The organism is Thermaurantimonas aggregans (genome assembly GCF_003851885.1).
Lineage (GTDB): Bacteria > Bacteroidota > Bacteroidia > Flavobacteriales > Schleiferiaceae > Thermaurantimonas > Thermaurantimonas aggregans.
On record NZ_BHZE01000002.1, the window covers coordinates 161,705 to 176,998 of the forward strand.

Here is a 15,294-nt window from a genome sequence, read left to right on the forward strand (position 1 = left end):
CAGGGCTTTAAAGTTTGCATCAACTATTTAATTAGTGTTTGCTGAGGTATTCAGCTACACCGCTGTGAGTAGCGCTCATACCTTCTTTTCCTTTGCTCCAGTTTGCTGGGCATACTTCGCCTTTTTCTTCGAAGTACTGAAGGGCATCTACCATTCTGAGCGCTTCGTCTACGCTACGACCGAGCGGCATGTCATTTACTACTTGGTGGCGTACAATCCCATTTTTATCAATCAAGAATAAACCTCTGTAAGCCACCAATTCACCTTCAGCACAGAGTTCATCTTTGTCGTTGTAGTAGTATGTTCCGGCCAATACATCGTAGTTGCTGGCAATCGTCTTGTTGGTATCGGCCAAGATTGGATAGGTTACACCTTTAATTCCACCTTGTTCTTTTGGTACTTGCAACCAGCCCCAGTGTGACTGCTCAGTATCGGTAGAGGCAGCAATTATTTGTACGTTGCGAGCTTCAAATTCAGCAAGCTTTTCTTGAAAAGCATGGAGCTCTGTGGGGCATACAAAGGTGAAGTCCTTCGGGTAGAAGAATAGAATCACGTATTTTTTGCCTTCGAATTGGCTAAGGGTGAAATTTTCCACAATTTCCTCACCGTTGATTACGGCATTTACACTAAAGTCGGGTGCTTTTTTTCCTACTAATACTCCCATTGTTGTTTTGATTTTTATTTGACTGTCGCAAAGGTAGAACGAACCAATTAGCTTATCATTATCAATTCAATATATTTTTCTGAATTTTTAATAGAATAAAGCTATATCAGTGGAGGAATTCAACCATCCCAAATGCGAGGCTCGAAGCTAAAACGATGGTAACCAACTTCATCATATTAAAGCGATGATCGTGGCTACTTTCGAAAATGATCGTAGTAGAGATATGCATGAAAATACCTGCTACTATGGCTAAGAGATAAACAAAAATTTTCTGGAATGCTGGTATGAAATAGCCTGCTAAAGCCCCGGCAGGTGAGCTCATGGCAAAAAGCGCGAGATAAAATAATATTTTATTACGCTTTAATCCTTTGGATTTCAGTATCATATATAGAATTATACCAATAGGTAAATGATGAAAGACCACCCCCCAAAAGAGTAAATTGCCTTCATCAAGTATCCACTGTACACCAAGTGGCAAACTTTCGAGAATGCTGTGCAGATAGAGTCCTACGACAGCCCCTTTTGATAGAGAGAGTACGTTATCGTGATGATGGTGATGGCCGTGCTCTATGCCCTGCGTGAAAAATTCTAGAACAATTTGAAGCAAAATGCCCAACATAATGAAAAGCCCAACAATGTGGTTGTGACCACTGCGGTCATAAATGTCAGGCAATATGTGAAGGGCAGTAATGGCAAGGATGAATGAGCCTGAGAATGCCAACAAGATTTTTAGGCCAGGATGGTTTCTTGAGGTAAACCATCGAGCCAACCAAGCTCCTGAAAATGTGCTGAAAAATAATGTTAGTAGATTGACTATCAAGGTTTTTGGGCTATTATAATCACCCTTGGCGAAGTGGCTTCATCAAATGGATCAAGCTTTATATTGCCGTAAAGCGCTTTAATTTCAAGCCCAATTTGGGTGATTAAATTTTGCAACAAAGTTGCATCAAAAAGTTGAACGCGTTCAAAAAATGTGTAAATTCTACCAGAGTCGTGCACTACTATTTGTTTTACAACCTTTTCATTTTCGATAAATCTGCTGATTTCAAATCGAATACCTGATATCTCAACGATTTGACTAGGAATCACACCTTCTTTAACAGCCCTTGCATTCAAAAAGTCAAAAACGAAACAACCGCCTGATTTTAGAGACTTTTTTACATTTTTAAGCGTAATGATATGATCCTCTATGGTATCAAAATATCCAAAAGACGTAAATAAGTTGAAAACAGCATCGTACACCTGATGGCCGTATGGTTGACGCATGTCGTGTACAAAATACTGAACTTTGGGTGTCTCTTGTTCTATTGCATATTGAATGGATGATGCTGAAATGTCTAGACCAGTTACAAGCCATGCATGCTCAGCAAGTATGCGCGCATGGCGGCCTCTGCCACAGGCTAAGTCAAGCACGTGTGCATAAGGGGGCAAGTTTATTCGTTTACAAAGGTTTGTAATAAATTCCTTTGCTTCTTGTTCGTCTCGGTGGTTATATAAAATGTGATAATAATCTGTATCAAACCAGACTTTAAACCAATCACTCATTCGGCAAATATCAGAGTCCTCTGAAAATTAGAGTGAGCATTAGAATGTTTCTGTTGTTCTTAAGGGTAGCAGCTGGTACGTAATTAGCATCGTACATGTAAAAATCTTGGTTGTTTAAGAACAAAGTGTATGAAACATCCGCTTGAAATTCGTTTCCTCTAAAGCCAAAACCAGCGTGAATTCCATCATAACGACCTGATCTAGTGTCTCTATCGAAAGGCGAAGTCACTAGGCTGTAACCACCGCGCAGCGAAAGTTTTTCTACTCTCCACTCCGTGCCGATTCTGAATTGATGTGACACTTGGTAGAGTTCTTTTATTTGCCTGTTGTCTTCAGACAGGCTGTACAAGGATGATCTCAGTCGGTTTGTACTGAAGTCAGTGAAGTGATACTCGGCTGAGACAAGTCCAATATTTTCATATATGTAGGCACCGCCCAATTGAATTCGGAGCGGTGTGGTCAATTGAAAGCGAATATTGTCATCAACCAGCGGATTTGGTCGGTGTTCCACATTGTCAAAAGTTCGGCTTGCAGGCGATACTTCGAAATTTCCTCTTATAGAGTAGAGGGTGGGTGTATGCAGAGCTGCTGAAACGCGAATGTTTTGTTCGATTCGGTAAATAAAACCGGCTTTAAGATTAATGCCCGATCCGGTTAGATTTAAAAATTCGCGCAATTGATAGGATCGCAAGATGGAGGAAATGTCGTAATTCGATTCTGTGTAAAAAACTTCTTCCTGATAATTGATGAAAGGAACGCCGATCTGTACACCCCACTGAACTTTGTTCAAATAATTACCGCCATAGGTAAAGGCAAGCTCTGAAATGGTACCTTGTGTTTGCCTGCGATGGCGATGAATGATGTTGTCGCCATATGCCCAAAGTTTATCTATCACTTTGGTATTTTGATCGGTGTAGTCAATCAAATAAGGGAAGAAAGCCACATAATACAGATAGGGATCAGAGTTTAAGAGCTGTGCATCAGTTTTGCCTTGAGCTCGATCAAACCAAACTTGTCCTATGGAACTAGAATGAACTCCGTCGATTTGATGTTCACTGTTGAGGTTGGCCAATCTGTTAAAAGTTACTCCAAAGACCTGCTTATTTTTTGTTTGTTTTTTACTCTCGATCCTACGCACAAGACCTAAATTACCCAAAAGCAATCTGTCGTAAGAGCTGGGCGTCGTGACGCCTTGAAAAGTTGCATTCAGATTACTAAACAGAAATCCAAAGGACAAAGTAGTTTCATCCATTCGGTACACGCCTATACCTGCCGGGTTGTCGTGTATGCCTGAAATATCGTTTCCTAATGCGCCAAAAGCTCCGGCTATTCCGTTGTAGCGCCCTGTACCATAAGGAAGTAGAAAGCTAAATCGCAAAGCATCTGTAGCGTTTTGAGCAAATAACTGGATCGCAAGAGCACTTTTAAAGAGTAACAGGAACAATAGCTTACGGTACATAATGAAAAAATTTTTGTGTGATCAAAAAAAAAGGCAGAACAATCTGCCTTTTTGTGAAACCAAGCCATGAAAAAGAAAGGAGCAAAATTTTATCTCAATCTACCTCCTGCAGAGCCTCCGCCTCTTACTGCTCCTCCAGAGTTTCCATTGTAAGATGGGGTGGAATTAAACTGGCGAGCACCGCTATTGGGAGTAGAGAAATATTGTCTTTGAATTGGCGTAGATTCATACGTGTTTTGACGCTGGATAGGTCTAGCTGGGATATTCTCCATCTGTCCGCGGTTAAATTGTCTTACTGCTGGAGCCACACCTTCATTTGATCGGTATTCAATTCTTTGTGGCAATTGGCTGCCACGAGTAGCTGGCCTATCTGTTTGTATGCCTCTTTGAATGCGTTCGGCCTGAAGGGTATTGGTATTGATCCGTTCAGCATAATTACCTCTAGAAATGGTAGCTGAAGTAACTTCACGCGTACGGCTTAAATCAGAAGCTCTGAGACGGCTTACGGGTAAGTTCTCCTGATTTAGGTTGTTAGTTGATAATCTATTGTTTGATGTGTAAGATTCAATAGCTGTATTGTCTTTACCTGAGCGAAGTTGACTTACTCGGTCAGCAGGGGCTTCGGAAATTGTAGATTTTCTGCCCACTCCACCACCAGCGCCGGCATAGCTACCTGTACGCACACCTTGGATAGGAGTAACTACTCTAGGAGGTTGAACGATGATCCAACCTGGATTCCAACCCCATCCAAAACCGGGAAACCAAGGATTCATCCAGGGATTGCTCCAAGCCATAGGATGCCCCCAGAAAGGATCCCACATCATGGTGTTGTACATCCAAGGGTCCCACATCCACATGCGGTTCATCATCCACGGATCCCAATACCATGGATTGTATGCCCAGGATGGACCCCAGCCCATCCCCCAGCGGCTCCAACCCATTCCCCATCCGAGGCCGAAGGAAAGCCCAGGTCTCATCCACATAGGATTAAAACCCATTCCCCACATCGGATTGAAACCTCCGTAAAAATTATTATTCACGATTGTTTGGCCCTGCGATTTGTAGTTAGGGTCAAAATAATCATCTACCGCAGTAGCAGTACTTTCGCTGTTGTTTTCTGATTGAGCTAAACTTCCAGATGGGATATTGCCAATGGCGGGGTTATAGTAAATACCATCTTCGTAAAAGTTTGATACTATCCTGTTAGAAGTGTTACAAGAAGATACTATCAAACCCACGATTGCTCCTAAAATCAAAATCCGTTTCATGGCGTTGGTGTTATGGGTTAATAATTAATTTCGCACACCAAATATAGTGCAATAACTGTACCAACAAAATTCTATGGCAAAAGAACTCACATCGCGCGAAACAGATTATGCTAAGTGGTATAATGATCTGGTAATCAAGGCAGATCTCGCAGAAAACAGCGGAGTAAGAGGCTGTATGGTCATTAAGCCATATGGCTATTCAATATGGGAGAAAATTCAGGCTGAACTCGACCGGAAATTTAAAGAGACCGGTCATGTAAATGCTTATTTTCCCTTATTTATTCCAAAGTCATATTTAAGTAAGGAGGCAGCACACGTCGAAGGATTTGCAAAGGAGTGTGCTGTAGTGACGCATTACAGATTGAAAAATTCGCCCGATAAAAAGGGAGTAGTGGTAGACGAGGAGGCTAAGCTGGAAGAAGAGCTCATCGTTCGGCCCACCTCCGAAACAATCATCTGGGATACTTATAAAAATTGGATTCAATCTTACAGAGATCTTCCCTTGCTCATTAATCAGTGGGCTAACGTAGTACGCTGGGAAATGCGTACCCGCCTCTTCTTGCGCACGGCTGAATTTCTTTGGCAAGAAGGGCATACAGCTCACGCTACACGCGAGGAAGCCATTGCTGAGGCCGAGCAAATGCTGAATGTTTATGCCGACTTTGTAGAAAACTTCATGGCAATACCGGTGATTAAAGGTGTTAAATCGCCAAATGAACGCTTTGCTGGAGCTGAAGAGACCTACTGCATCGAAGCCATGATGCAAGATGGCAAAGCACTGCAGGCCGGTACGTCACACTTCTTGGGACAGAATTTTGCCAAAGCATTTGATGTAAAGTTTGCCAATAGAGAAGGTCGCGAAGAGTATGTATGGGCTACCAGTTGGGGTGTTTCCACTCGACTTATTGGCGCTCTCATTATGACGCATAGCGACGACAACGGACTTGTATTGCCTCCAAAACTTGCTCCCATTCAGGTAGTTATTGTTCCCATATACAGAGGTAAAGAAGACTTTGAGAATGTAGATGTAGTGGCAAGAGGAATTTTTGAAAATCTTAAAAAAGCCGGTATAACTGTAAAATACGACGACCGCGACACCCACAAGCCGGGATGGAAGTTTAATGAGTATGAATTGAAGGGTGTTCCTATTCGCATAGCCATTGGCCCGAAAGATGTAGAGAACAATCAAGTAGAAATTGCTCGTCGCGATACCTTGCAAAAGTTTACCGTATCACAAATTGGTCTTACAGATTATATCAAAATCTTACTTGAAGAAATACAGCAGAACATCTTTGAAAAGGCCAGGAAATTTAGAGATTCAATGATTACTCGGGCAGATACATGGGATGAATTTGTACAAATACTGGAAACGAAGGGGGGATTCATAAGCGCTCATTGGGACGGAACACCTGAAACAGAAGAAAAAATTAAAGAGCTCACTAAGGCGACCATTCGATGCATACCACTCGATGCACAGCCTGAAGAAGGCAAGTGTATCTTGACAGGCAAACCTTCTTCTAAAAGAGTGTTTTTTGCAAGAGCCTATTGATGTATTCATAGCTCAACATTGAAGCCTATTTTTGCCGCTTTGATATTTAACAATTTTCATTTTAGCGAATCAAAATGAGACTCATTCAATTCAGAGAAGCCGTAGCCGAAGCCATGAGTGAGGAAATGCGCCGTGATGAGCGCGTATTTCTCATGGGCGAAGAGGTGGCTGAGTACAATGGAGCATACAAAGCCTCCAAAGGCATGCTCGATGAATTTGGGCCAAAACGAGTAATAGATACTCCGATTTCCGAACTTGGCTTTGCCGGCATAGGCGTAGGCGCTGCAATGAATGGCCTGCGACCCATCATCGAGTTCATGACGTTCAATTTTTCGCTGGTGGCCATTGACCAGATTATAAACAATGCCGCTAAAATTCGCCAGATGTCGGGGGGTCAGTTCAGCATTCCCATTGTTTTTAGAGGTCCTACGGGCTCAGCAGGTCAGCTTGCCGCTACACACAGTCAGGCATTTGAGAGCTGGTATGCCAACTGTCCTGGACTCAAAGTGGTAGTGCCATCTAATCCATACGATGCTAAAGGACTGCTCAAATCAGCCATTCGCGATGATGATCCTGTCATCTTTATGGAGAGTGAACAGATGTATGGCGACAAGGGCGAAGTACCTGAAGAAGAATATCTGATCCCAATTGGAAAAGCAGACATCAAACGCCAAGGCTCCGATGTTACTATCGTTTCCTTCGGAAAGATCATCAAAGTGGCTTATGCCGCTGCTGATGAATTGGCTAAAGAGGGAATATCGTGTGAAATCATCGACCTACGCACAGTTCGACCGATTGATTACGACTGCGTAATCAACAGTGTAAAAAAAACAAACCGCCTTGTAATCGTGGAAGAAGCATGGCCTCTAGGCAGCATTGCTACTGAAGTAGCTTTTGCTGTTCAAAGACTTGCCTTCGACTATCTGGATGCTCCTATTCGTCGCATCACAAGTAAAGATACTCCTATGGCCTATGCGCCAACGTTGGTAGAAGCCTATCTACCTCAGCCAAGAGATGTAATCAAGGCTGTAAAAGAAATTCTCTATTTAGTTTAGTGTAATCATTTCACGCTTAATTCAAGTCCCCATCAGAAGATCTTAAACTGATGGGGATTTTTTTTCTGTCGCTACTGTCAGATGGCTGACAGAATGTCGTTAGTCGAGTATTTGGCACTTTATTCGACAAACATTAGGCATTCGAAAAATCAAAAAAAATCCGTATGAGTACAACCGGTAGAATAAGTGTAACAGCCGAAAACATCTTCCCGATTATCAAAAAATTCCTCTATTCTGATCACGAAATCTTTCTACGAGAATTAATATCTAACGCCGTTGATGCTACTACTAAACTCAAAACCCTTGCTTCCATTGGCGAATTCAAGGGAGAACTAGGCGACTTAACCATCCAGGTGAAAATCGACTCAAACAAAAAGACCATTACCATTTCAGACCGCGGGGTGGGCATGACAGCCGACGAAATCCGCCGGTACATCAACGAAGTTGCCTTCTCTGGAGCTGAAGAGTTTGTAAATAAATACAAAGACAAAGCCGGTGATGCCGGTATTATTGGCCATTTCGGTCTGGGTTTCTACTCAGCGTTTATGGTGGCTGATAAGGTTGAAATCTACACGAAGTCGTGGACCCAAAGTCCTGAAGAAGAAGGTACCCACTGGGAGTGTACCGGTTCACCCGATTTCGTAATGAAACCAACTCCACGTACCGATCGCGGTACAGACATCGTACTTCACATTTCCGATGATAGTACAGAGTTTCTTGAAGATTATCGCATCCGCGATTTGTTGAAGAAATACTGCCGTTTCTTGCCCGTTCCTATTCAGTTTGGCACTAAAGAAATTACCGAAAAGGACGAAAAGGGCAAAGAGGTCAAAAAGACCGTTCCCGACATAGTAAACAACCCCAATCCTGCCTGGATTAAAAAACCGGCCGACCTTACCCATGAGGATTACATGGCCTTCTACCGCGAGTTGTACCCTCTCACCTTCGAAGAGCCTCTCTTTTACATCCATCTGAACGTCGATTACCCCTTCAATCTCACCGGAATTTTATACTTCCCGCGGATTAAGCCGATGATGGAGCCTACTCGCAACAAAATTCAGCTCTATCAAAATCAGGTGTTTGTCACCGATTCGCTCGAAGGGGTAGTGCCTGAGTTTCTCACCCTTTTACACGGTGTAATCGACAGCCGCGACATTCCCCTTAACGTTTCGCGCTCATACCTGCAGAGCGATGCCAACGTTAAAAAGATCAGCGCGCACATTACCAAAAAAGTAGCTGACAAGCTCGAAGAAATGTTTAAAAACAATCGCGCTGACTTCGAGCAAAAGTGGAACGACGTGAAGATCTTCATTGAATACGGCATGCTCTCAGAAGAGAAATTCTATGAGCGCGCGCGCAAATTTGCCCTTTTCCCAACGACTGAAGGCAAGTATTACACCCTCGACGAGCTGCGTAAGAATTTGATGGATATTCATACCGATAAGGATGGTCAGCTCGTGCTGCTCTACACTTCTGATAAGGAGGCTCAGCACTCATACATCCAAAAAGCTAACAACGCCGGCTATACAGTTCTCGTGCTCGATAGTCCTCTTACTTCGCACCTAATCAATCGCCTGGAGTACAGCCAAGACGAGAAGCTGCGTTTTGCCCGGGTCGATGCCGGTCCACTTGATCAACTCATCCCTAAAAAAGACTCGGCTAAGCTATCCATACTTTCACAGAAGCAAAAAGACGATCTGCGCGATATTGTAGCTAAGGCGGTAGATAAGGAGAAATTCTCCGTGCGTGTAGAAGACCTTTCTTCTTCCGACGAACCCATAATTATTACTCAACCCGAGTTTATGCGCCGAATGAAGGAGATGAACATGATGAGCGGGGGTTTTTATGGCTCTGGAAACTTACCTGAGAGTTACGATCTGATCGTCAACGCCAATCACCCCATTGCACAGCGCATACTCGATACTACCGATACTGATAAGCGACAGCAACTCATACAGCACTGTACTGAGCTGGCCATGTTGCATCAGAATCTGCTCAAAGGCGAAGCTCTTTCAAACTTCATTCACCGCAGCATTCAGATGCTGAGCCAGCAATAGTTCTTTTTCGACTAAAAAACGCCAATCCCTTTAGCAGATAAACGGCTGAAGGGATTTTTTTTTTTTTTTTTTTATTTTAGAACCACCATTACCCTCTACATAATTGCATCTAAATTCATACAAATCTGGATACCTTTGCCACTAACAGAATTTGAATTGATGAATCCAAACTTTTATGCAGTTATACTCGCTGGAGGTGTAGGATCACGTTTTTGGCCTGCCAGCACGCAAGCTCACCCAAAACAATTTCACGACATCCTTGGCACAGGCAGTACACTCATCCAGCAAACCTATCAACGCATAGCCCACATTTGCCCTCCTGAAAACATCCTGATCTCCACCAGCGAAGAATATATTGATGAAGTAAAACAGCAACTGCCCGATATACCTGAAAACAACATCATGGCTGAGCCGGCTCGACGAAACACTGCGCCTGCTATTGCTTACGCCGTTTATAAAATCTACGCTAAAAACCCCAATGCATCTGTTTTAATCTGTCCGAGTGATCATCTTATTCTGAAAGAATCCGAATTTCACCGCATCGCCACACTCGGTCTCACCCTTTCGCAAACTAACAATGTGCTTTTTACCCTCGGCATCAAACCCACCCGCCCCGATACCGGATACGGCTACATACAGTATCTACCAGGTCCATCCCTTCACCCTGAAACCCGAAAAGTAAAAACCTTCACTGAAAAACCTAATCTCGAGCTCGCTAAAATGTTTCTCGAGAGCGGTGATTTCCTATGGAACGCCGGAATCTTCATCTGGTCTGTTCAATCTTGCCGACGTGCATTTGAAATGTACCTCCCTGAAATCCACCAAACTTTCGAGCGCGGCCTTCCGCTTTTTAATACCGACCAGGAAAAAGCTTACATTCAAAAAGTCTATCCCTCTTGCGAGAATCAAAGTGTAGATTATGGCATTATGGAGAAAGCCGACAACGTGCACGTCATTCCAGCCGACTTTGGGTGGAGCGACCTAGGCACTTGGGGCTCTCTCTACGAACACTTGAAATGGGACGAACACGGTAACGCCAAAGTGGGCACACATATACTCAGCTTCGACTCACGCTCAAACATCATTCGCATTGAAGGCGATAAGGTGGCCGTGATCGACGGACTGGAGAATTACATCATCGTTGATACTCCACATGCTCTGCTCATCTGCCGACGCGAAAACGAGCAGCTCATTAAAAACTTTGTAAACGAAGTCAAAATCCGAGCAGGCGAACGATTCGTTTAAAAATTTTTGTTACCCTCTAAGTCAGTGTATACAGAATAGCTTTTTTACCGTACATCTTACACGGTAACGGCTATTAGCAGATTTTCAAAACTTTAACTAAAACTAAAAATTTTTTCTACGTCAATCTGCGAGTTCTGTTGGAATTTTGGGTTAAGGGTAAAAGGTATGTCTATGTCGCTGCTTAAAAAATGTTGAACGTTTTAGGATTTAACAAATTTGAAGAAAATGCACCTTTTAAGTGATTTGAAATAAAAAACCGCTGAAATGAGTGATTGTACACTCATCGCAGCGGTCTTTATTCAAAAAACCTTACTTGAGAGAATTACTTCTTTTTCTTACCTGTTTTGGTGTTTATACCGGCTTTTTCACGCCATTCATTCAATGAATTCTGAATCATATCCGCATATCCAAAGGGACGACCTGCTGCCTTAGCCTGCTCATTGCCCATCTTTAGGGCTGTATTACCGGCATTAACAGCCTCAGCGAAGTTGCCTCTCCGAGCTAAGATTTCGCCTTTAAGATAGTGGCTGTACCAGTTGTCAGGGTTTAACTCAATCGAGCGGTTGATGTATTCAAGGGCGCGGTCCATGTGAATATTCTTAGTCAAAAAGTATTGAGCCGAATTTCTGAAAACACGCCAGTCGCGTTGGTTTTCCTTTATTGCTCGCTCGATGTTTGCCATTGCCATTTTATCTACCTCTACATCGATGTTTACAGGCACTTTTACATTTTCCCAAGCGAGTGTTAGGGTAGCTCCATTGTCGCGAAGAGCATCGATTGAGATGGTAAAAGTTTCATTACCGTCGCCTTCTAAAATGAAAGGCACGACGTCAACTCGCAATACGTCTTTCTTTTGGTCATAGCCATCCGCACCCCACAGAGTGGTATCAGAGTTGAAAATCACCGTCCACCGATCTTCACGGGGTATGGTCAACAGTCCGTATTTGCCAGCAGGAAGTTTCTGTCCTTCCACAAGGGCTTCTGTACTAAATGAAATGAGCGTGATTCGGTTAGCACCAGTACGCCAGATTTGGCTGTAAGGCACCAATTCTCCAAAAATTTTACGACCCCGGGCACTCGGGCGTGAGTAGTCAATTGTAATATCCGTGAGCCCAACGCGCTGCTGAACTACAGCCTTGGGACTTGGCTGGGGCAGCTCTTGGGCAACCGAGAAAATTGACAAAATAGTAGTGGCAATAATCCAATTGAGGTGTTTCATCTTTTTTCCTTTTTTGGCAAAGTAACTTATGAAAAGCTAAAGAGTTTGCTAAAGAATAGAGATTGTTATTAAAATACATTGAAAATATCAGAACGAAATCTTTACACCGTCGTAACAGCTGAAGGAGTAAGTTTGCAGATGTTTTTCCAACTGTGCTGTATGAATTTTCACGTTATCACATGGGATGTGTCGAGGGTACTGCTCGACCTTGGCATTATTGAGATTCGGTACTATAGTCTGCTCTTCGCGTTTGGCTTTGTGCTCGGTTATTTCATTATGAAGCGCATCTTCAAAGAAGAGAACGTTCCTCTGGAACAGCTTGATACTCTTCTCACCTACGTAGTGATTGCTACCATCATTGGTGCTCGCTTGGGTCACGTGTTTTTTTACCAGTGGGATTATTACAGCCAGCATCCCGAAGAGATCTTAATGGTATGGGAGGGTGGATTGGCAAGTCATGGAGCCGCTATTGCCATCATCATGGCTTTGATTATTTTCTCAAAAAAAGTTTCCAAGCGTTCTTTCTTTTGGATCATCGACCGCGTAGTGATTACAGTGGCTCTGGGCGGTAGTTTTATCAGACTGGGCAATTTGATGAACTCTGAGATCTATGGAAGTCCTTCAAACAGTGAGTCAGCCTTTGTGTACGTGAGTCCGGTGCGCGACATCTTCGAGCGATTTTTTGGTAATGAGGTGCAGGAAATCACTTTTAAAAAGACAGACGAAGTCGTAAAAACCGATTCGCTGAACATGCCCGTTTATGAGGTGAAGATGAAAATTGATCCGCGCGTGGATGGTGCACAAGTGGCCTCGCTAGTGAGCAATCGACTCTTACCGTATTTGAAGATGATCGATGCTGACGATCAGAATTTGGTGCCGAGTACCGACGGTTCTCCCGAGGTGATTCAGGAGGCAAACAGCACTTTTGTAAAGTTTCGACTACTGGCCATACCACGCATTCCCAGCCAAATCATTGAAGCAGTGGCGTATTTTCTGATTTTTTTAATTCTTTGGGGACTGTTTTTCTACACGAAGTTCAGGTATCAAGAGGGATTTTTATTCGGAGCCTTTTTGGTTTTGGTGTTTGGATTTCGGTTTGTAGTCGAATTTTTCAAGGCCAATCAAGTGGCTTTTGAAGACAATTTAGCTCTCAACATGGGACAATTTCTCAGCATTCCACTGGTGATCGCTGGATTAGCTTCAATTGTGTATTCTTTTGTGAAAAAGAAGGCGTAAAAACATGGTATATCGACTCATTGCAATTGCAGTACTGCTGGCGGCTCTTGCTACATCGTGCACATGCGATAACGACACAAAAACCGTAGACTCAATGAGTACTTCATACGAACCAAAGTTCAGAGAAGATGGACAGCTGTGGTTTCTCGATGAAAGCGGTGTGGATACCAACCTCCGCATCACCATCGAGGTGGCTATGACAGATGAGGAAATTCAGTACGGCATGATGTATCGAAAATCGATGGATGAAATGAATGGAATGCTCTTTCTGATGAAAAACGAGCGCCCACAGTCTTTCTGGATGAAAAATACCTACATACCGCTCGATATTATTTATATCAACTCTCAACTGCGCATCGTAAGCATTCAGAAAAATGCGGAGCCACTGAGTGAGACTTCGCTTCCGAGCTTTGAGCCGGCACTGTATGTGCTTGAAGTGAACGGCGGTTTTTGTGACCGACACAATGTAAAGGTGGGCGACAAAGTGTATTTCGAGCACCGGAGGCAATAGCACATGCGTGTAGTAAGTTTAGTGCCATCGTTGACCGAACTCCTTTACCACCTTGGGGTTGATGTGGTAGGTATTACGAAATTTTGTGTCCACCCAGAGGAGTGGTATAGAACCAAGCCACGTGTAGGTGGTACGAAAAATCCAGATATCAATCGCATCAAAGAGCTAAAACCTGATCTAATCCTTGCCAATAAAGAAGAGAATCGAAAGGAAGATGTAGAGCAGCTCAGGCAATTTAGCCAGGTGCTTGTGACGAACATTACCACTATTAATGATGCATTGGAAGCTATTAGGCTCATTGGCCGGGTGTGTAATGTAGTACAAGCTGCAGAAAAACTAGTACACAGCATCATAGAGCTTTGGAAACCACTACAAGGAAGCGCCGATGGTGCCAGAGTGCTTTACTTGATTTGGCGAAAACCTTATATGGCAGCTGGTACCGACACTTACATACATCACGTTTTGCAGCATCTGGGGTTTTCAAATGCAGTTAATCAAAGTAGATATCCTGTGGTAGATGAGAAGTCAATTCGATTGATGAATCCGGAATTGATTTTTCTTTCGTCAGAGCCTTATCCGTTCCGAGAAAAACACTTAGCTGAGTTTCAGGGAATGGCGCCTACGGCACATGTGCGCCTGGTAGATGGTGAAGCATTTAGCTGGTATGGATACAGAATGATTCCGGCGGCTTCGTATTTTTACCTGTTGATCCATGACATTAACGAGATGAAAAGATGAATTTATACAAAAGGTTTTTTGTGCTTTTAATGGGTCTTGTGTTCTTAACTATGGGCTGTAGCAAGACAGACGACCAGGACCAGAAAGACGATGAGTTGATTCGTAATTACCTGGCGCAGAATGGCCTGGAAGCTATTCGTACGAATAGTGGACTGTATTATCTGATAACCGAGCAGGGAACTGGGACATTTCCGACCATTGACAGTCGCGTGCGCGTTGTGTACAAGGGCTATCTGCTCGATGGTACTGTGTTTGACGAAACGGATCCAGCTGGACTTGAGTTTGACTTGCGAGGAGTAATTGCAGGGTGGCAAGAGGGCCTCACTTACTTCAGAGAAGGGGGTAGGGGAAAACTTTTTATACCGTCGAAGTTGGGATATGGCAAACAGTCGGTAGGGAATATTCCGCCAAACAGTGTGCTGATTTTTGATATCTATCTCTTGAAGGTACGCTAATAGTGGATAGTATTCCTTTTAAAATTTTTTTCTGATAAATTGAGGTAATTAGTCTATTAAGCTGAAGCCGGGCTTTTGCGTTTTCACACGTGAGGGATTCGGTGGGCGCGCGTCAGCGCGGTGTGGAGGCGTAGCTAAGCTTAGCCGCAGCGCGGGAGCGACGTGTATACTGACGAAGACTTTCAGTTTTGTCAGCATCTTCCCTTGGAAACACGCTGACCTGAGCAGCTGCCCGAATGGGCATTGCTAGGAAGGGTACGGCCTAAAAAAAAAAAAAAAAAACAAACACTCAG

Annotated in this window: 14 protein-coding genes; 8 read left to right on the top strand and 6 right to left on the bottom strand. The window is 43.5% G+C overall.

All coding sequences use genetic code 11. The annotated features are described in order from the left end of the window. Positions 1 to 31: 31 nt before the first annotated feature. From EIP89_RS01680 to EIP89_RS01700, 5 genes are all read right to left on the bottom strand, one after another. Entirely contained in the window at positions 32 to 664 is a 633-nt protein-coding gene (locus tag EIP89_RS01680) for a peroxiredoxin (protein ID WP_124396924.1), read from the bottom strand. Positions 665 to 770: 106 nt separating this feature from the next. Beyond that, positions 771 to 1,484 carry a ZIP family metal transporter gene (locus EIP89_RS01685; protein ID WP_124396925.1) on the bottom strand — a complete coding sequence of 238 codons (714 nt, stop codon included), beginning with the start codon at positions 1,482 to 1,484 and terminating at the stop codon, positions 771 to 773. Beyond that, the gene (locus EIP89_RS01690; protein WP_124396926.1) at positions 1,481 to 2,209 is read right to left on the bottom strand and encodes a class I SAM-dependent methyltransferase; all 729 of its coding nucleotides are present in this window, start codon (positions 2,207 to 2,209) and stop codon (positions 1,481 to 1,483) included. The genes EIP89_RS01685 and EIP89_RS01690 overlap by 4 nt, the downstream gene beginning before the upstream one ends. A 10-nt stretch (positions 2,210 to 2,219) precedes the next feature. Further along, positions 2,220 to 3,668 (bottom strand): OmpP1/FadL family transporter, encoded by a 1,449-nt coding sequence (locus tag EIP89_RS01695; protein WP_124396927.1) that lies wholly within the window; start codon positions 3,666 to 3,668, stop codon positions 2,220 to 2,222. 89 nt (positions 3,669 to 3,757) lie between these two features. After that, the gene (locus EIP89_RS01700; protein ID WP_124396928.1) at positions 3,758 to 4,936 is read right to left on the bottom strand and encodes a hypothetical protein; all 1,179 of its coding nucleotides are present in this window, start codon (positions 4,934 to 4,936) and stop codon (positions 3,758 to 3,760) included. 73 nt (positions 4,937 to 5,009) lie between these two features. Here EIP89_RS01700 and proS point away from each other — a divergent pair, with 73 nt between their 5' ends. The 4 genes from proS to EIP89_RS01720 all read left to right on the top strand — a co-directional run bounded on the left by proS (position 5,010) and on the right by EIP89_RS01720 (position 10,842). Then, on the top strand, positions 5,010 to 6,485 hold the full coding sequence (gene proS, locus EIP89_RS01705) for a proline--tRNA ligase (protein ID WP_124396929.1): 1,476 nt from the start codon (positions 5,010 to 5,012) through the stop codon (positions 6,483 to 6,485). A 74-nt stretch (positions 6,486 to 6,559) separates the two neighbouring features. Beyond that, positions 6,560 to 7,540, top strand: coding sequence for a pyruvate dehydrogenase complex E1 component subunit beta (locus EIP89_RS01710; protein WP_124396930.1), 981 nt, complete (start codon positions 6,560 to 6,562; stop codon positions 7,538 to 7,540). 164 nt (positions 7,541 to 7,704) lie between these two features. Then, positions 7,705 to 9,597 (top strand): molecular chaperone HtpG, encoded by a 1,893-nt coding sequence (htpG, locus tag EIP89_RS01715; RefSeq protein WP_124396931.1) that lies wholly within the window; start codon positions 7,705 to 7,707, stop codon positions 9,595 to 9,597. Between the two features lie 159 nt (positions 9,598 to 9,756). Further along, a complete protein-coding gene (locus EIP89_RS01720) occupies positions 9,757 to 10,842 on the top strand; it encodes a mannose-1-phosphate guanylyltransferase (RefSeq protein ID WP_124396932.1) in 1,086 nt (361 codons plus the stop codon). Between the two features lie 322 nt (positions 10,843 to 11,164). On the opposite strand, the gene EIP89_RS01725 is transcribed toward EIP89_RS01720, so the two are convergent. After that, positions 11,165 to 12,061: a DUF2911 domain-containing protein gene (locus tag EIP89_RS01725; RefSeq protein ID WP_124396933.1), complete on the bottom strand. Its 897-nt coding sequence runs from the start codon at positions 12,059 to 12,061 to the stop codon at positions 11,165 to 11,167. Between the two features lie 159 nt (positions 12,062 to 12,220). On the opposite strand from EIP89_RS01725, the gene EIP89_RS01730 reads away from it, so the two are divergent. Genes EIP89_RS01730 through EIP89_RS01745 form a run of 4 tightly spaced genes read left to right on the top strand, consistent with a single transcriptional unit; the run spans position 12,221 to position 15,001 of the window. Beyond that, positions 12,221 to 13,297, top strand: a complete 1,077-nt coding sequence (locus tag EIP89_RS01730; protein WP_160160485.1) for a prolipoprotein diacylglyceryl transferase — start codon at positions 12,221 to 12,223, stop codon at positions 13,295 to 13,297. 4 nt (positions 13,298 to 13,301) lie between these two features. Beyond that, the gene (locus EIP89_RS01735) at positions 13,302 to 13,808 is read left to right on the top strand and encodes a DUF192 domain-containing protein (protein ID WP_124396935.1); all 507 of its coding nucleotides are present in this window, start codon (positions 13,302 to 13,304) and stop codon (positions 13,806 to 13,808) included. Between the two features lie 3 nt (positions 13,809 to 13,811). Beyond that, entirely contained in the window at positions 13,812 to 14,546 is a 735-nt protein-coding gene (locus EIP89_RS01740) for a helical backbone metal receptor (RefSeq protein ID WP_124396936.1), read from the top strand. Continuing rightward, entirely contained in the window at positions 14,543 to 15,001 is a 459-nt protein-coding gene (locus EIP89_RS01745; RefSeq protein WP_124396937.1) for an FKBP-type peptidyl-prolyl cis-trans isomerase, read from the top strand. Before EIP89_RS01740 ends, EIP89_RS01745 begins: the two co-directional genes overlap by 4 nt. The last annotated feature ends 293 nt before the right edge of the window (positions 15,002 to 15,294 follow it).